This is a genomic window from Curtobacterium sp. MCBD17_013 (genome assembly GCF_003234565.1).
Taxonomy (GTDB): Bacteria; Actinomycetota; Actinomycetes; order Actinomycetales; family Microbacteriaceae; genus Curtobacterium.
Map to the genome: position 1 here is coordinate 1 of NZ_QKTU01000002.1, position 16,571 is coordinate 16,571.

Genomic DNA, 16,571 nt, shown 5'->3' on the forward strand with positions numbered 1-16,571 from the left:
GCGGGAACGGTGTCGCCGGGGGCGGCCGGCGCGGGGGTGGGCGCGGCGACGGAGCGGTGGACCTCGGTGACCGCGACGAGCCGGCCGTGCGCGACGACGAGCCGGTCCGCGGGCGCCTCGGCGACGGCCTCGATGAGGCTCGACGCGGCGATGGCCAGGAACTCGGCCCGCGCACCCGGCACCGCCCCGGCGGGCGGGAGGCCCATCACACTGCGGGCGCCGTCGCTGACGAGCCGGTACGCCTCCTCCGGCGTGAGGTGTCCCGCGGTCACGAGCAGCGAAGCGGTCTCGAGCGCGTCCGACCGCCCGACCGGGTTGAACGGGTCCCGGACGTTGTCCGCTCCGGCCGCCACCCGGACGCCGGCGTCGAGGAGCGCCCGGAGCGCCGTCAGACCGCGCGGCGTCGACACCGGGTGCTGCCAGCCCTGCAGGTACAGGTTCGTGATCGGGAGTGTGATGACGCCGATGTCCGCGGCGAGCACGTCCTCGATCACCTCGGCGCGGCGCTGCGGCGACAGGGTGCCGAGACGCACGCAGTGTCCCGCCGAGTACTGCCGGTCCCGTGGCCAGTCCCGCACCGTCCGCGCGTAGCGGTCGAGCGTGACCGGCCCGTCGAGGCTCTCGTCGGCGTGCATGTCGACGCCGAGTCCGCGACGCGCCGCGATCGCGAGGAGGCGGTCGAGATCCGCGTCCGGGTCGTCGGCGAGGTGCGGGGCACCGCCGACGAGGTCCACCCCGAGGTCGAGCACCGCTTCGACGTGCGCGTCCGGCGCGCGGTGACCGGCGAGTGCGACGAGCTCGATGTCCATGAGGCCGGCGAGTTCACGCCGCACCCGGAGCAGCGCTCGTGCGCCGCGGGTGGCCTGGTCGGTCGTGGCCGTTCCGTCGCCGCTGAGCACGTCGACGTGCGTGCGGACCGCGGTCGTGCCCGTGGCGAGCATCGCGAGGGCCTGGGTGCGGGCCCGGTCGGCGATGTCGTCGACGGTCATGTCCGCCGCGTGGGCGATCCAGGCGCCGATGGCCGAGCCGAGGTCACCGAGCGGGGGGCGGATCCGGTCGAAGCTCAGCGCCTTGTCGAGGTGCGCGTGGGGCTCCGCGGGGGCCGTGAGGAGCAGACGCCCCTCGAGGTCGAGGGTGGCCTCGGCGTCCGCCGTGAGCGTGCCGGCCGGGGCGACCTCGGACACCGTGCCGCCCTCGATCGCGATGTCGACACGGCGCCCGTCGGGCAGCAGTCCGTGGCGCAGGAGTGCCAGTGGCCGGGGCAGTGTCGCGCTCACGGGATCCCTCCGCTCGTGTGCCAAAATGTTGATCGCATCAACATCGCCGATGCTAGGGCGGCCACGTTTCCCGCGCGTTTCGCCCCCGTTGCCGCATGTAACGACCCGCGACGCCGCCCGCAGCGGCCAGCACGATGGAGGAGCCCGTGGTCACCACCGAGGTCGTCGACCCCGGCGCCGCCGGCACGCGCGTCGTCGACGAGCAGGCCCGCCGGATCGGCCAGCACATCCGCGAACTCCGACGTGGCCGGTCCCTGACGCTCGTGCAGCTCGCCGACCGGAGCGGACTGTCGCACTCGTTCCTCAGCCAGCTCGAGCGCGGGCACACCCGGGCGAGCATGGTGTCGCTCGACCGGATCGCCGGCGCGCTCGGGACGAGCCAGGTCGCGCTGCTCGCCGCCGGTGACCCGCAGCTCCGCGAGCCCGACGACCCGCGCCCCGAGGTCGTCCGCGCCCACGAGGGTGCCCGGAGCCCGTTCGCCCTGGGATCGGCCCGCCTGCTCGTGCACGGCGGCAGCCACGCGTTCGAGCCCCTCGAGTGGATCGGCGCGAACACCGACCCCGGCGAGCACTACGAACACCACGAGGACGAGTTCCTCACCGTCGTGGCCGGGGCGGTGCTCCTCGACCTCGCCGGGGAGGTGACGCGGCTCGGCGTCGGCGACTCCGCGTACTACCGCGGCGGCACGCCGCACCGATGGTGCAGCGCCGACGGCGAGCGGTTCCACCTCATCGTCGTCAAGCAGACGCCCGCGCCGACCGGAGGTGCGGCATGAGCGCGCAGGAGGCCCGCATCGCCGTCCGGGTCGCGGCCAGGACCGCGGTGGCCCGGGACGTCGTCACCCTCGACCTCGCTCCGGTGGACGCGGCACCGCTGCCCGCGTGGACCCCGGGGGCGCACGTCGACCTCGAGGTGCGGCCCGGGCTCGAGCGGCAGTACTCCCTCGTCGCCACGACCGCGGACGGGCACTGGCGCGTCGCCGTGCTCCGCGAGCAGGAGGGCCGCGGGGGATCCGCCGCCGTGCACGACGTCCTCGTGCCCGGCGAGACCGTGGCCGTCCGCGGTCCGCGCAACCACTTCGCGTTCGACCCCGCACGCCCGGCGGTGTTCGTGGCCGGCGGCATCGGGATCACACCGATCCTGCCGATGATCGCCCTGGCCGAGGCCGACGGCACCCCGTGGACCCTGCACTACGCGGGACGGGATCGGGCGGGGATGGCGTTCGCGGCGGACCTCGCCGCCGCACACCCCGCCGAGGTCCGGCTCTACCCGGGCGACGAGGGCACCCGGCTCGACGTGCCGGGCCTGCTCGCGGGACCCTCGGACGCGGTCGTCTACGCGTGCGGGCCGCGGCGGCTCGTGGACGCGGTCGTGGCGGCCGGCGCCCACCGTGGCCCCGACGCCGTCCGCGTCGAGCGCTTCACGGCCGCCGATGACGCCACCGCACCGGGGGAGCCGTTCGAGGCGGAACTGGCGCTGTCGGGGATCACCGTCACCGTGCCTCCCGACCGGTCGCTGCTCGACGTCGTCGAGGACGCCGGCGTGCTCGTGCTGTCGTCGTGCCGCGAGGGCACGTGCGGCACCTGCGAGACCCCCGTGCTCGAGGGGGAGGTCGAGCACCGGGACACCGTGCTCAGCGCCGAGGAGCACGCCGAGGGGCGGACGATGATGATCTGCGTGTCGCGGGCGCGCGGCGGCTGCCCCCGGCTCGTGCTCGACCTGTAGGGCCCATCGCTGCCGGAGGGCGCGCGCCGACGACGACTGCGCTGTCGCTGCTCGGCGCGCTCGTCGTCCGCGCGCGCCCTACTGCTGTGACGGGGACGGCGCCGCGTCGATCCGCTGCGCGCGGAGCTCGTCGACGAGTTCGGGACGCGAGCGCATGTAGCGGATCCCGGACTGCGTGCCCCACACGTACAGGCCGGCCGCGAGCACCGCGAGCACGACGGAGTCCCACGGCGCCCCGATGAGGCCGAGGCCGCCGAAGCTCCCGATCGCCGACATGCCGTAGACGACGGCGAGGTACGCGACGAGCCAGATGCCGCCGACGACCTCACCCGCACCGTGGTGCTGCAGGGCGTACGTGACCGCGTACCAGATGAATCCGACGACGATGATCGGGATGGTGAGGACCAGCTCGGACCACGGCACCCAGTAGATGACGAGCGCGCTCACGACGAACGCGAACGGCGCGATCACCGACATCCCGGGCAGGCGTGCCGCGCGGTCAGCCAGACCCGACCGACGGAACGCGACGACCGACACCGATCCGATCGAGAACGTGAACGCGATGAGCGTGCCCGTCACGCCGATGATCGCGTGCCAGCTCGGCAGGGGGAGCAGGAACAGGATGCCCACCAGGAAGTTCGTGATGAGCGCCCGCCGCGGCACGCCGGATCCCGGGTGCACCTTGGCGAACCACGAGGGGAAGAACCGGTTCTTCGCCAGGCCGAACATGTTGCGCGCGTTCGACGCCGTGAAGACGATGCCCGACCCCGACGGCGAGACCATGGAGTCGGCGATGAGGACCCAGTACAGCCAGGTCATGCCCAGGAGCATGGCGAGCTGCGCGAAGGGCGAGTTGAAGTCGATGCCGCTCCAGCCCTTGCCGAGCAGGTGCTGCGGCACGCCGAAGATGAACGCGAGCTGCAGCAGCAGGTAGAGCGCGATCGCCGCGAGGATCGTCGTGACGAGTGAGGCCGGGATGTTCCGGTGCGGGTTCCGGGCCTCGCCCGACAGCTCGACGATGTTGCGGAAGCCGGTGTAGGCGAACACCATGCCCGCGGTCGCGATGGTGCCGAGGGCCGCGCCGATGCCGTACGGGGCGAACCCGCCGCCGGCGGCGAAGTTGTGCGTGCCACCCGCGCCACCGCTGTGCGTGAACCCGCTCGCGAACAGCATGACGATGGTCAGTGTCGGGATGCAGATCTTGACCGCGGTGACGATGTTGTTGCTGCGTGCGAAGAACTGCACACCGAAGTAGTTGACGACGACGAACACCGCCATGAGGCCGATGGCGACGAGGATCCCGGGGAACGTCAGCTGGCCGTGGCGGAAGAGCCCGGGGATGTACGAGCTGGCGTACTGGACGACCCCGGACGCTTCGGTCGGCGGGTTGGCGACGTAGGTGACCCACATGCTCCAGCCCACGATGCTCGCGGCGAAGCGGCCGTTCGAGTACAGCGGGTACCGGACCAGCCCACCGGATTCGGGGTGCACCATGCCGAGTTCGGCGAACACGAGTGCGACCGCGAGCATGACCGCGCCGCCGATCACCCACGCGATGAGCGCTGCCGGCCCCGCCGTCTGTGCGGCGTACATCGCGGAGAACAGCCAGCCCGAACCGATGACGCTGCCGATTCCCGTGGCGACCAGGGACCAGTAGCCGAGCCGCTGCTTGAGGTGGCTGTCCTCGCTCGTGGCGGACTGGGGGACCGGACTCGCGCTGACCATGCACCCGTCGTACCCCGATCCACGTCGGTTGGCACGACTCGAGCCGCCCGTGGACCACGGCGCGCCGACATCCGGGAGGTCCGTGTCGGCATGTGCGACCGGTACAGTCCCGCGCATGATCGTGTGGATCAACGGCACCCACGGTGTGGGGAAGACGACGACGAGCGCGCTCGTGCAGCAGATGCTCCCGGACGCGCGCGTCCTCGACGCCGAGAAGGTCGGTGAGGTCCTCATGGACATCCGACCGGGCCTCCCGGCGACCGACGACTTCCAGCACTGGGCGCCCTGGCGACCGCTCGTCGTCGAGACCGCCCGACGCGTGCTGCAGTACACCGGTGGGATCCTCGTCATGCCGATGACCGTCCTGGTCGAGCGGTACTGGCGCGAGATCAGCGACGGCCTCGCCGCGCATGACATCCCGGTCCGCCACTTCGTCCTGCACGCCGACCAGGAGACGATCCGCGACCGGATCCAGAACGACCCGGTCCTCGGCCCGTCGACGTTCCGCTTCTCGCGCCTGGAGCCCTACGCCGAGGCCGCTCGCACCTGGCTCCACGCCGAGGCGGAGGTGGTCGACACGACGCACATCGACCCGACGCAGGCGGCGCAGCGGATCGCCGCAGCGGTCCGCGCCGGCTAGGGCCGGAGGCCTGCGGACCCGTGCCCACGGGCCTCCCGATTCAGGGCCGCTCCGTGCCCTCGAGCGGGGCCCCGCCGAGCGCGGACAGCCGGGACAACCCCGCCTCGGCGACGAGCCGCTGGGCCAGCGGCCGAGCCCGCGCGACGGCCTCGGCCGGATCGACGCGCGTGACCTCGCCATCGGCGAGGCTCAGCTCGCCGTCGACCCACACGTCCTTGACCTCGCGGCTCCCGGCGACGAACACGACCGCCTGGTAGGGGTCGTGCACGTTCGCCAGCGCCGGGCTGTCGCCGTCGAACACGACGACGTCCGCGCGCTTGCCGGGCTCGAGCGAGCCGATCTCGCCGTCCATCCGCAGTGCCCGGGCGCCGCCGATGGTGCCCATCTCGAACGCTTCGCGGGCGCTCATCGCGGTCGCCTGCAGATCGCGGATCCGGGCGAGCAGCGCGGCGGTCTTCATCGCCTGCAGGAAGTCCTGGGAGTCGTTCGAGGCGGGACCGTCCACGCCGATGCCGACCGGGACGCCCAGGGCGCGGAGTTCGGCGACGGGCGCGATGCCGCTCGCCAGGATGCCGTTCGCGACCGGGTTGTGTGCGACGCCGACGCCGTGCTCCGCGTAGAGCTGCCGGTCCTCCCGGTCCACCCACACGCTGTGCGCGGCGATCACGGGGACGGCGAACATGCCGGTGGCCGCCGCGTGCCCGACGACGGTCTTGCCGGTGCGCTGTCGCGCCGCGGTGACCTCCTCGCGCACCTCGTGGATGTGGATGTGGATGCCGTGGCCGCCGTCCACCGCGTACCCGATGTGCTGCTCCCAGGCTGCGTCCGTGTAGCGGCCGATGGAGGAGATCCCGACGCGGAACGAGCTGTACCGGCTCGCGGCGGTTGCCTCCTCCAGCACACGGAGTTCGTCGAGGATCGGCGCGGGCCCGAAGTCCCGGTCGACGTCACCGGACCCGAACGAGAGCACGCCGCGGAGCCCCAGCTCGTCGAGCGCCTGGACGACGCCCGGCGTGGCGGGGTCGCCCGGGATCGGGTCCGAGCAGAACATGTCGTTCGCCGTCGTCACGCCGCTGCGGAGCATCTGGATGCCCTGGAGCATCGTCCCCGCGTACGCCTTGTCCCGCGTCATGACCGGGTTGACGGGTGCGATGAGTTCCTGCAGCCACTCCCACAGCGTGTACTGCGAGCCGATGCCGGTGATGAGCCCCTCGCTGAAGTGCCCGTGCGTGTTCACGAACCCGGGCGTCACGATGTCGTACGCCCCGCCGCGGACGACCGCGTGTGGGTTCGCCGCCCGCAGGTCGTCGTAGGTGCCGACCGCCGCGATGCGATCGCCGTCGACGAGGACGGCACCGTCACGGATCGCGGCGGGCGTCGGCGAGGCGTCGGAGTGTGCGGGGACACCGGCGACGGGGACGGACTCGGGCGCTCCGGTGAGCACCCACCCGCCACGGATCAGGGTCTGGGCCATGCCTGTGACCCTAGGGGCGACGTGTTCCGGGGATGTTTCCGATCGATCACGAGCGTCGGCGGGTCCCGCCCCCTCGTCATCGCGCCGAAACACACCGCCACCGCCCGGAAACACTGCGCTGCTACAACGGCCCCATGCTCACCGTCACCGGCGCCGTCCGTGTCCTCGTCGATCCCGGCACGGAGCGCGGCGGCGACGTCGTCCTCGAGGACGGCCACGCGGAGTCCTCCACCCTCGACGCGACGGGCTGCGTCGTCACGCCCGGACTCGTGAACGCACACCACCATCTGTTGCAGACGGCGTTCCGCACCCTGCCCGGAACGCGTGGGGTCCCGATGGCGGACTGGCTCCCCGCGATGGCCGCCGCCTACGGACGAGCGGGGCACGACCCCGAGCTGTACGGACTGGCGGCGACCGTGGGAGCCGCCGAGGGCCTCCTGAGTGGCGTGACGACCATCGCCGACCACCACCTCAACTGGCCCACCGACGCCACGCCCGAGGACACCGTCGCGCTCGCGCGGGCGACGGCCGACGCCGTCCGCGCACTCGGCGGCCGACTCGTCTTCGTCCGCGGCTCCGCTCGTGACGACCCGGAGCAGGCCGCGGCGTCGGCCGACGCGATCGTCGGCGCCCTGCTCGACCGGGAGGCCGTGGGCGGCGTCGACCCGGACGGTCGCCTCCAGGTCGCGGTCGGGCCGGCGGGCGTGCACTCCGACGCGCGCGAGACCTTCCTGGCACTCGGTGAGGTCGCCGCGCGCCACCGCCTCCGGCGGCGGACGCAGGCGAACGAACAGGTGGACACCGCGATCGCGCTCGAGCGGTCCGGCCGACGCCCCATCGACCTCCTGGAGGAGTGGGGCTGGCTCGCACCGGACGTCACCATCGCGCACCTCTGCGACGTCACGGACGACGAGATCACCCGACTCGCCGCGGCCGGTGTCACCGCGACGCACGCGCCGGGCTGCGACGTGCCGATGGGCTGGGGAATCGCGCCGGTCGCCCGGCTCGCCGACGCCGGGATCGCCGTCGGACTCGGGACGAGCGGTGGCGGGAGCAACGACGCCGGCCACCTGCTCGCCGACGCCCGTCTGGCCATGCAGGTGTCCGCGCTCGTCGGCCCGCAGCTCCCGGCCCGCCAGGTGCTCGGGATGGCGACCGCCGGGTCCGCGGCCGGTCTCGGTCGGCCGGAACTCGGTCACCTGGGTGCCGGGACCGCCGGTGACCTGTGCGTGTGGGACGTCTCGGGCGTCGCCGATGCCGGCGTCGACGACCCGGTCGCGGGCCTCCTCTGGGCGTCACCCGGTCGCCGTCCACGGCACGTCGTCGTCGGCGGCCGCGTCGTCGTCCGGGACGGGAGGCTCGTGGCCGCCGACGAGCGCGAGCTGGCGGCCCGGCTGCGGGAGCGGTTGGCTCGGACGCCTGCGGTGGTCGCCTGACCGGAGCGGCATCGGCCTCAGGTGCGCCTACCGATGAGATCGCCGGCGCCAGCGCTCCGCGAGGCGCTGGAGGTCGCCCCACTGACCGGCGAGCACCACCGCGAACGCTGGGAACCCCAGCGCGAGCACCGCTGGGGGAATCCACGTCTGGTCGATCCCCTCTTCGTCCCAGACCGTGGCAGGCAGGCCGTCGTCATCCGCGTCGAACGTCCGGTAGCCCGCGCGCGCGGCATCGCCGGGGTGGGCCCCGTCGTCGTCATCGAACCCGTCGAACTCGACGTCGTGCGCTACCGTGCCTCCGTCGTCGCTCGTCCATGTCCCGGTCGAGGTGCAGGTCCTGCCTTCGCGACCCACCGTGCACTCCCAGAGCGTCTCCCGATACGTGCCCCAGTGAACCGGTTCATCGAGTGCGGCGTGCTCCTGCACCGCTGTGAGAGCGAGGAACACGCCGGCCGCGAGGAGCAGTGTGTAGACGGTCATCGCCGCGATCGTGAGAACGAGCGGACGCCGGGAGAGCTCGCCGGAGTGGCGGCCCGATCGCGTGTGCCGACGATGCAGGGCCGGACCAGGGTCGAGCGATGACACCGGGTCAGTCTGCCGACCCGCGGAGGTCGGGGCGACCCTTCAGCACCGGCGTGGCGGCGGTCCGGACCCGGGCAGACCGAGCAGGGGTCATCACGCTGGAGTGTCGCGTACGGCTCGGACGGTGGCCACCGCGGTGACGGAGACCCTCCTGCGATGACCATCCCTCCGCTGACTGGTGGCGAAGCAGCTCAGGCGGGCAGCTCGCCGAGCACGCGCCGCCATGCCGTGGTGAGCGTCTGGTACTCGTCGTCCGGGATCAGGTCGCGGACGCCGGCCGCGAGTACCGCGGAACGGACGGCTTCCTGCGCGCCGTCCTCGGCGAGTTCGTCGTCGTGGATGTGACGGAGGTCGCGTGCAGCCGCACGGCCGGCGTCCTGCGCGGCTTCGATCTCGTCGACTCGGCCCGCGGTGCCCGCAGCGTGGAGCGCGTGCTCCCAGGCGGCGACGAGCTGCACGTTCGTGACGACGGGGACGTCGATGCCCCCCTGGATCTCGAACGCCCAGCTCGGCTCGGGCAGCACGATGTCCTCGTCGGCCTTCCACAGGCGACCGAGCGCCTCGGCCTCCTGCGCCGTGAGGGACCCGGCGCGCTCGATCATCGCCTGGAGGTGCTGCGCGTACGTCCGCTTCGACATCGTTGCCTTCCCGACCGCCGCCGGTGCGACGTGCCGTAGGTCATCCTGGCATCCCGACCAGCGAGGTGGCGGGAGACGGCGCCAGATCCGCGAGGACGAGGAACGCGGCGCCCTTGTCTAGGGTCGGGATGTGCTCGACTCCTCCGACCGCCTGACCCCGCCGCCCCAGCGCGTCCTGGTCGCCGGGCCGTCCGGCGCGGGCAAGACCACCTTCGCGCAGCAGATCGAACGCGTCGCCGGGTTGCCGCACACCGAGGTCGACGCGCTCTTCCACGGTCCGGGCTGGACGCCCCGACCTGACTTCGTCGAGGCGGTCGACGCGTTCACGCGCGAACCGAGGTGGGTCACGGAGTGGGCGTACACGTCGCAACTCGGCGACCTCGTGGTCTCGCGTGCGGACACGCTCGTCGCGCTCGACTACCCGGTGCTCCTGCACATGTCCCGCCTCGTGCTGCGGACGATCCGACGGTCGGTGCGACGCGTCGAGCTCTGGAACGGCAACGTCGAACCGCCGCTGCGGACGTTCTTCGGGAACCCCGAGCACATCATCCGCTGGGGCTGGAAGGGCCGCGCACGGATCAGAGCGAACGTCGTCGCCGCTGAGCGCGACTGGCCGCAGCTCCGTGTCGTCCGTCTCCGCTCGCAGCGCCAGGCGGACGCGTGGTTGCGGTCGCTCGCGCTCTGACGGACCGCACGACGATCAGCGCGACGGCGACGATGACGCCGATCAGGACCCCACCCCACACCTGCCACGACCGTGCCTCGTTGGTGAACAGGAGGACCGCGAAGTCCGCGAACTCGCTCGGCACCGTGAGCAGCGCGCGGGACCCGAGCGCGCCGGTCAGCGCCGCGATCGAGGTCGGTCCGATCCACGCCAGCCCGAACGCGACGACGGCCCCGACGATCTGCCGACCGAACGGGCGCTGCCAGAACGAGCCGACCGCGACACCGACGGCCAGCCCCGGCAACAGGTGGGACACGGACAGCAGATCCGCGGACCAGGTCGGCGGTGCCGTGGTCGGCCGGACGACGAGTGCGTCGGCCCAGTCCGTCAGCGTCGCCGCGGCGAGCGCGATGCCGATCACGGGCCCGGGGGCCGGAACAGCGACGACGAGCGAACAGGCGACGAGTGCGACCACGGTCGCCGACAGCGCGATGACCACCAACCCGAACAGGTAGACCTGCTCCGGGGTGACGAACGTCGACACGTACCCCGTCGGCCGACGGAGTCCGACCCCCGTGACGACGGCCGACTCGACGACCGCGACGAGGTCGAGCGCGAACACGCCGATCAGCGCGGCCAGCACCGTGCCGATCGTCCGTGGCACGCGCACGGCGCGGAACAGCACGCCGGCGAGTGCGCCGCCCACGACGAGCATCGACGCCATGAGCGCGACGTCGTACTGGCTGAACGGCAGGAGCGCGATCGGCATCTGGTGCGGCGAGGTCACGTCGGACGCCCAGAGGTTCTGCAGCGGCAGCCGCATGCCGGTGATGATCCACGGCAGCAACCCGACCGCGGCGGATCCGGCACCGACGGCGAGTGCGGTCGTGCGGCTCCGGCTGGTCGGTGCGACGGTCATCCGAGGACGCTAGCGGGACGGTGGCCGGCGCGACGTCCTCCGCCCGGTGGATCTGTGGGGCCGCCGACGACCGATCCCGTCAATCCAGCCGCTGCCACCCGGACAGGGCGCGCCATGTGCCGGGGTCGAACGTGAACCAGCTCCCGAGCCCGGGCTGGTCCAGGCCTCGGCTGATCGGTGCGCCGGTCAGGCTCGCCAGCAGGAGACCGCCCATGCCGCCGTGCGAGACGAACGCGACGGAGTCCCGCGTGTTCGTCAACTGCCTCCGGACGGCACGCTCGATCCGTCGTTGCGCATCGACCGCTCGTTCCCATCCTCGGATCGACGACGTGGGTTCGGCGAAGAAGGCGTCGACGGTCACGTCGAACTCGTCGGGCGGGAGGTAGCCGGTCGCGCTCCGGTCCATCTCGCCGAGTTCGCGGTCCACCACGACCTCGACGCCGAGGGCCGCGGCCAGGACGGTCGCCGTCTCCCGGGCCTTCCGCTCGGCGCTGCTGACGACGTGTGCAGGACGCGGAACGACCTCCACCGCATGGGCGGCGCGCGCCCGTCCCGCTGCCGAGAGGCCCCAGTCCTCGACGCGCGCCATCGGTTCGATCGTCACTTCTGGATGGGTGATGAACGTCCACGGCATGTGGAGACGGTACCGAGGCCGCGAGCACGCGGCGGTGGTGCTGCAGGCCTGTCGACTGACGTCCACTCGGTCGTCCGGCCGAGCGACCTCGTCCCGGCGGCTGACGACGGCGGGGTTCCCGACGACGACGATCGTCCCACCAGCGCCCGGTCCGACACCGGAGCGAGGCGCGTCGACGGAGCGGACCGGCAGCGGTCCGACGGAGGGGAGTTGTGATGGACGACAGGTCGAGCGCGGCGGGGACGACATGGACCGCAGCAGGCACCGAGCACCCTGCACGAACAGCGCTGGTGGATGCGCAGTCGTCGGGGTTCGACCCCTGGGTCGCGTACTTCGAGGCGAACACCGCGCGACAGCAGCGACTCGAACGGGACTGGGACCGGTCGGCTCCCGTCGTGCTGAGCGACCGGCAGCGGCGTGGGTTGGTGCGGTCGTTCCAACGCCTCGAGCTCGGTGAGGGCGGCGACGGGGTCCGGCTGCTGTCCAAGGCGAGGGCGGCCGGCGACCCGGTGTACACGCGGGCCCTGGAGCTGCTCGTGTCGGAGGAGCAGAAGCACTCCGCGCTGTTCGGCGTGGGCCTCCGCCGGATGGGCGCACCCTCGCTCCGGAGGCACTGGTCCGACTCGGCGTTCACCCGACTGCGACGTCTGCTCGGGCTGCGCACCGAGATCGCGCTGTTCATGATCGCCGAAGCGGTGTCCGTCGAGTACTTCGAAGCGCTCGCGGACCACGCTCCCGATCCGATCCTGCGCGGGATCGGCGAGCGCATCCGGACGGACGAACGCGAGCACCTCCGGTTCCAGGTCGACGGACTCCGAGCCGGGTTCGCCGACGCCTCCGACCTCACGAGGGCCGCCGTCGGGGTCGCGTGGTGGGTCGTCGCCGTCGGAGCTGCGACGGTGTTGTGCGTCGACCACGCCGAGGCGCTCCGTGCATGCGGACGGCGACCGCTCGGCTACTGGGGTCGTGCACTCCGGCGGTTCCGTTCCGTCGCGCGGTCAGCCCTCTGGAGCGGGCCCTCCCGCGAACCGTCGGAACCGGACGACCGTCCGCACCTGCTCGGCCCCGAGGTGGCGATCGACGCGGCGAGCTGACCCGCGCGCACCGTCAGGATCTTCCGTGATGCGATGCCGACCACCCCGCTCAGCCCGCCTCCCCGTTCGTGAGCGCCCAGACCCGGTCCCGCGTCATCGGGAGGCGGTGGGGACGGACGCCTATCGCGTCGCGGACCGCGTTCGCCACGGCCGGCGCGACGGGGTTGTAGGGTGCCTCGCTCATGGACTTGGCGCCGAGGGGCCCGAGGGGGTCGTGCGTGACGGCGAACACCACCTCGGTCCGCGGCACGTCGGAGATCTTCGGGACCCGGTAGTTCCGGAAGCTGTCGGTCGTGACGCGGCCGGTGTCATCGAGCACGACCTCTTCGTACAGCGACGAGCCGATCGCCTGCGCGGTGCCGCCCTCGACCTGGCCGCGGAGCTGTTCGGGGTTCATCACGGTGCCCGCGTCGACCGCCTGGACGCTCTGCAGGATCCGGACCTCGCCCGTCGGTCGATGCACCGCGACGCGGATCCCGTGCACCGTGAACGCCACGGATCGCGGCGTGCCGTCGTGGTGGCCGTGCGCGACGAGGGGACCGTCGGCGAGGAGCTCCGCGGCGGACACGAACTCGTGCCCGATCCGGACGCCGTCCGGTTCGACGGTCACGCTCGGTCCGAGGATGCCCGACGCCGTCCGCGGAGTCCGCGCTGCGACGACGTCGAGGGCCCGGGCCGTCATCGCCTCGCGCAGGTCGAGGGCGGCCGCGTACAGGGCCTTGCCCGCGACGACGACCCCGGCCGAGCCGAACGCACCCGTGTCGTGCCGGGCGGCGTCGGTGTCCGACTGGTGGATGTCGACGCGGTCGGGCGTGGTGGCGAGCGCCGTTGCGACGAGCTGCGCGTGCACCGTCGTCGTGCCGTTGCCGAACTCGGCCGTCCCGACGCCGATCCGGTAGCGCCCCTCGGGCGTCAGCGCCACGGTGGCGTGGGCGTGGTGGCCCCGCGGGGGCAGCGTCGCGATCGCCGCCAGCGCCATGCCCGATCCGAACGCCCAGTCGCCGGACGCGGGGTCGAGCGCGGGGCCGTCCATCCGCGGCACGAGGGCATCCCGCGCGGCGGTGTCGGGTCCGGTCCGCAGGGCGTCCTCGACCAGGTCGATGCACTGGTCGAGTCCGTAGCTGCCGTCGAAGTGCAGGTCGGACTCCTCGTCGGGGTCGGTGACGACGAGCGGATCACCCGGCACGATGACGTTCCTGCGGCGCATCGTGAACGGGTCGATGCCGAGGCGGCGCGCGAGTTCGTCCATGGCGGACTCGATCGCGAACACGACCTGCCCGAGTCCGTATCCGCGGAACGCCCCGCCGGGCAGGTTGTTCGTGTAGACGGACTCGGCGTCGACGCGCTTGGCCGCGCACCGGTACACGGCGACGGACTCGCTCACCGAGTGGAACATGACGCCGATGCCGTGGTTGCCGTAGGCACCGGTGTCCATGGTCTCGTCGACATGGAGGGCCGTGAGGACCCCGTCAGCGGTCGCACCGAGTCGGACCCGCACGCGCATCGGGTGCCGCGTCGGGGCGATCGTGAACTCGTCGCGTCGCGCGTACTCGTACTGCACGGTCCGACCGGTCCGGAGGACGGCGAGCGTCACGAGGTCCTCGGTCAACATCTCCTGCTTGCCGCCGAACCCGCCGCCCACCCGCTTGGCGAGCACCCGCACCCGCTCGGGGTCGAGTCCGAACACGCGGGCGATCTCGTCGCGGACCAGGAACGGCACCTGCGTCGAGGTCCGGAGCACGAGTCGGCCGTCGTCGTCGAACCACCCGCGGGTCGCGTGGGTCTCGAGCGCCGCGTGCGAGACCCGGCCGGTGGTCCACTCGCCCTCGACGGTCGCGGCCGACGCGGCCAGCGCGGCCTCGACGTCCCCGGTCTCGTCGTGGAACGCGGCGACGACGTTCCGACCCGGCTCCGCGATCCGGTGCTCGTCCGTGGTCTTGTCGCCGTGCAGGAGCGGCGCGCCCGGAACGCGGGCGGCGTCGGGGTCGTGCACGCTCGGCAGCACCTCGTACTCGACGTGGACCAGGGCGCACGCCTGCTCGGCGATGCGCACGCTGTCCGCCACGACGGCCGCGACGCGCTGCCCGCGGAACCGCAGCACGCGGTCGAACACGCGGGTGTCGTCCGGGTCGTCGAGCCGCGACTCGTGGCGTCCGGTGGAGAACAGGACACCGGGGTCGTCGTGGTGGGTGAGGACCGCGTGGACGCCGGGCAGGGCCTCCGCGTCCGTGACGTCGATCGCGGTGATGCGTGCGTGGGGGTGGGGGCTGCCGAGCACCGCGACGTGCAGGAGCGCCTCGGTCTTCCGGACGTCGAGCGTGTACTCCTCGCGGCCCGTCACGATGCGCATCGCCGCCGGGGCGGCCACCGAGGTGCCGACGGCGTCGCCGGTGGTCGGCGTGCAGGTGTTCCGCACACCGGCGAGCGCGTCCTCGATCGCCCGGTAGCCGGTGCAGCGGCAGAGGTTGCCCTTGAGCTTCCGGTGCAGGTCGGCGTGGTCGTCCTCGGTCAGGGTCGACGCGGTGACGACGAACCCGGCGGTGCAGAACCCGCACTGGAACGCGGCCGCGTCTGCGAAGGCACGCTGCACGGGGTGCGGGTCCTCCGGCGTCCCGAGCCCCGCCGCGGTGGTGACGGTCGCACCGTCGAGCCGATGGGCCGGCGTGATGCACGCGTGCACGGGTGTGCCGTCGACGAGGACCGAGCAGGCACCGCAGTCGCCGGAGTCGCAGCCCTTCTTGACGGCCGTCACGCCGTGCTCGCGGAGCAGGGTCCGGAGGACCTGACCGGGCTGCGGGGCGACCTCGAGCTCGGCGCCGTCCACGTGGAGCCTCACGACGCCTCCCCGGTCCGGCCGGTGGGGCAGCCGACCGACGCGGCGGCCTCGTCCCGGAGTTCGTGTGCGAACCGCACGCTGACCGCGCGGCGCCACGCGGGGCTCCCGTGTGGGTCGTCGTACCAGTCGGTGACGTCGGCGAGCACGGCGGCCAGCGCGTCGTGCGATGGGACCGCGGCGAACCGGAGCACGACCGGGCGCGGTGTCGCGGCGGTGACGACGAGCGTGAAGCCGCCGGGGACGCCGGAGGACCCGGGCGGGCCCGACCGACCCGGACGCCCCCAGCGCGCGGTGGCGAGCGCCCCCGACCGTCCGTGCGGGCTGAGCGACACCCGTCGGTACCCGGTCTCGTGGCGGAGCGCGGCGACCGGGACCTCGAACGCCCGCAGCACCTCGCCGTCCCGCAGGTCGAGCGTCCGCACGCCCTGCACGAGGTGCTCGACGGCCGTCCGGCGCTCGGCCCCGTCGCGGGTCCACACGACGGCCGTCGCGTCGAGCGTCGCGAGGAGTGCGATCATCGCTCCCGCGGGGAGCCCGACCGCGACGTTCCCGCCGACCGTCGCCGCGTTCCAGATCTTGAACGAGGCCAGGAGCGCGTTCGCGCACCGACCGACGAGCGGCCACGCGGTCCAGTCCGGGTCGGGGGCGGTGCGGACGAGGGTGGCGATCGTGCAGGTCGCGGCGATCGTGAGCGTCTCACTCGTGCGTTCCACGTCGGGCCAGCCGAGCGTCGTGAGGTCGACGAGCCCGGTCAGGCCCGGCTGCTCCTCCGAGTAGAGCCAGGTGCCGCCGCCGAGCGGTCGCTCACCGGGTGCGAGGGCGAGGTCGTCGCGGTGTGTGGGTGTCCGCACGGTGCGGACGGTGACGAGGTCCATGGACGGATCCGATCTGCGGGAGGGGGACGGGGACGCGCGGGACGACCGGAC

15 protein-coding genes are annotated in these 16,571 nt (G+C 73.0%); 6 read left to right on the forward strand and 9 right to left on the reverse strand.

The window, feature by feature from the left end; genetic code table 11:
- Positions 1–1,277: amidohydrolase family protein (locus DEI81_RS02600; RefSeq protein ID WP_111008973.1), on the reverse strand; the 1,277-nt coding region annotated here is incomplete at its 3' end.
- A gap of 146 nt (positions 1,278–1,423) precedes the next feature.
- Here DEI81_RS02600 and DEI81_RS02605 point away from each other — a divergent pair.
- Both DEI81_RS02605 and DEI81_RS02610 read left to right on the forward strand, forming a co-directional pair.
- Positions 1,424–2,053 (forward strand): helix-turn-helix domain-containing protein, encoded by a 630-nt coding sequence (locus DEI81_RS02605; RefSeq protein ID WP_258368461.1) that lies wholly within the window; start codon positions 1,424–1,426, stop codon positions 2,051–2,053.
- Positions 2,050–3,003, forward strand: a complete 954-nt coding sequence (locus DEI81_RS02610) for a PDR/VanB family oxidoreductase (RefSeq protein ID WP_111008975.1) — start codon at positions 2,050–2,052, stop codon at positions 3,001–3,003. The genes DEI81_RS02605 and DEI81_RS02610 overlap by 4 nt, the downstream gene beginning before the upstream one ends.
- Before the next feature lie 78 nt (positions 3,004–3,081).
- Here the strand turns inward: DEI81_RS02610 and DEI81_RS02615 are convergent, their stop codons facing one another.
- Entirely contained in the window at positions 3,082–4,728 is a 1,647-nt protein-coding gene (locus DEI81_RS02615; protein WP_111008976.1) for an APC family permease, read from the reverse strand.
- 115 nt (positions 4,729–4,843) lie between these two features.
- Here DEI81_RS02615 and DEI81_RS02620 point away from each other — a divergent pair, with 115 nt between their 5' ends.
- Positions 4,844–5,368, forward strand: a complete 525-nt coding sequence (locus tag DEI81_RS02620) for an AAA family ATPase (RefSeq protein ID WP_111008977.1) — start codon at positions 4,844–4,846, stop codon at positions 5,366–5,368.
- Positions 5,369–5,408: 40 nt separating this feature from the next.
- Here the strand turns inward: DEI81_RS02620 and DEI81_RS02625 are convergent, their stop codons facing one another.
- Positions 5,409–6,842 (reverse strand): amidohydrolase family protein, encoded by a 1,434-nt coding sequence (locus tag DEI81_RS02625; RefSeq protein ID WP_111008978.1) that lies wholly within the window; start codon positions 6,840–6,842, stop codon positions 5,409–5,411.
- A 134-nt stretch (positions 6,843–6,976) separates the two neighbouring features.
- Here DEI81_RS02625 and DEI81_RS02630 point away from each other — a divergent pair, with 134 nt between their 5' ends.
- On the forward strand, positions 6,977–8,278 hold the full coding sequence (locus tag DEI81_RS02630; protein WP_111008979.1) for an amidohydrolase family protein: 1,302 nt from the start codon (positions 6,977–6,979) through the stop codon (positions 8,276–8,278).
- Between the two features lie 27 nt (positions 8,279–8,305).
- Here DEI81_RS02630 and DEI81_RS02635 read toward each other — a convergent pair whose 3' ends face one another.
- Complete coding sequence (locus tag DEI81_RS02635; RefSeq protein ID WP_111008980.1) at positions 8,306–8,758, reverse strand: hypothetical protein; 453 nt, start codon at positions 8,756–8,758, stop codon at positions 8,306–8,308.
- A gap of 293 nt (positions 8,759–9,051) precedes the next feature.
- Entirely contained in the window at positions 9,052–9,498 is a 447-nt protein-coding gene (locus tag DEI81_RS02640; RefSeq protein ID WP_111008981.1) for a hypothetical protein, read from the reverse strand.
- A 130-nt stretch (positions 9,499–9,628) separates the two neighbouring features.
- Here DEI81_RS02640 and DEI81_RS02645 point away from each other — a divergent pair, with 130 nt between their 5' ends.
- On the forward strand, positions 9,629–10,183 hold the full coding sequence (locus DEI81_RS02645; RefSeq protein WP_111008982.1) for an AAA family ATPase: 555 nt from the start codon (positions 9,629–9,631) through the stop codon (positions 10,181–10,183).
- Here DEI81_RS02645 and DEI81_RS02650 read toward each other — a convergent pair.
- Both DEI81_RS02650 and DEI81_RS02655 read right to left on the reverse strand, forming a co-directional pair.
- Positions 10,077–11,081 (reverse strand): hypothetical protein, encoded by a 1,005-nt coding sequence (locus DEI81_RS02650; RefSeq protein ID WP_111008983.1) that lies wholly within the window; start codon positions 11,079–11,081, stop codon positions 10,077–10,079. The genes DEI81_RS02645 and DEI81_RS02650 overlap by 107 nt on opposite strands.
- A gap of 79 nt (positions 11,082–11,160) precedes the next feature.
- Positions 11,161–11,715 (reverse strand): histidine phosphatase family protein, encoded by a 555-nt coding sequence (locus DEI81_RS02655; RefSeq protein WP_111009323.1) that lies wholly within the window; start codon positions 11,713–11,715, stop codon positions 11,161–11,163.
- A 290-nt stretch (positions 11,716–12,005) separates the two neighbouring features.
- On the opposite strand from DEI81_RS02655, the gene DEI81_RS02660 reads away from it, so the two are divergent.
- Positions 12,006–12,809, forward strand: coding sequence for a ferritin-like domain-containing protein (locus DEI81_RS02660; protein ID WP_111008984.1), 804 nt, complete (start codon positions 12,006–12,008; stop codon positions 12,807–12,809).
- Between the two features lie 49 nt (positions 12,810–12,858).
- Here DEI81_RS02660 and DEI81_RS02665 read toward each other — a convergent pair whose 3' ends face one another.
- Together DEI81_RS02665 and DEI81_RS02670 are read right to left on the reverse strand one after the other, a co-directional pair.
- Entirely contained in the window at positions 12,859–15,645 is a 2,787-nt protein-coding gene (locus DEI81_RS02665; protein WP_111008985.1) for a molybdopterin cofactor-binding domain-containing protein, read from the reverse strand.
- Positions 15,642–16,520 carry an FAD binding domain-containing protein gene (locus DEI81_RS02670; protein ID WP_111008986.1) on the reverse strand — a complete coding sequence of 293 codons (879 nt, stop codon included), beginning with the start codon at positions 16,518–16,520 and terminating at the stop codon, positions 15,642–15,644. The genes DEI81_RS02665 and DEI81_RS02670 overlap by 4 nt, the downstream gene beginning before the upstream one ends.
- Positions 16,521–16,571: the final 51 nt, after the last annotated feature.

Bases quoted from the DNA above. Each gene is read 5' to 3' on its own strand.
- DEI81_RS02610 (WP_111008975.1), top strand. From the start codon at position 2,050: ATGAGCGCGCAGGAGGCCCGCATCGCCGTCCGGGTCGCGGCCAGGACC.
- DEI81_RS02615 (WP_111008976.1), bottom strand. From the start codon at position 4,728: ATGGTCAGCGCGAGTCCGGTCCCCCAGTCCGCCACGAGCGAGGACAGC.
- DEI81_RS02620 (WP_111008977.1), top strand. From the start codon at position 4,844: ATGATCGTGTGGATCAACGGCACCCACGGTGTGGGGAAGACGACGACG.
- DEI81_RS02625 (WP_111008978.1), bottom strand. From the start codon at position 6,842: ATGGCCCAGACCCTGATCCGTGGCGGGTGGGTGCTCACCGGAGCGCCC.
- DEI81_RS02630 (WP_111008979.1), top strand. From the start codon at position 6,977: ATGCTCACCGTCACCGGCGCCGTCCGTGTCCTCGTCGATCCCGGCACG.
- DEI81_RS02635 (WP_111008980.1), bottom strand. From the start codon at position 8,758: ATGACCGTCTACACACTGCTCCTCGCGGCCGGCGTGTTCCTCGCTCTC.
- DEI81_RS02640 (WP_111008981.1), bottom strand. From the start codon at position 9,498: ATGTCGAAGCGGACGTACGCGCAGCACCTCCAGGCGATGATCGAGCGC.
- DEI81_RS02650 (WP_111008983.1), bottom strand. From the start codon at position 11,081: ATGACCGTCGCACCGACCAGCCGGAGCCGCACGACCGCACTCGCCGTC.
- DEI81_RS02655 (WP_111009323.1), bottom strand. From the start codon at position 11,715: ATGCCGTGGACGTTCATCACCCATCCAGAAGTGACGATCGAACCGATG.
- DEI81_RS02670 (WP_111008986.1), bottom strand. From the start codon at position 16,520: ATGGACCTCGTCACCGTCCGCACCGTGCGGACACCCACACACCGCGAC.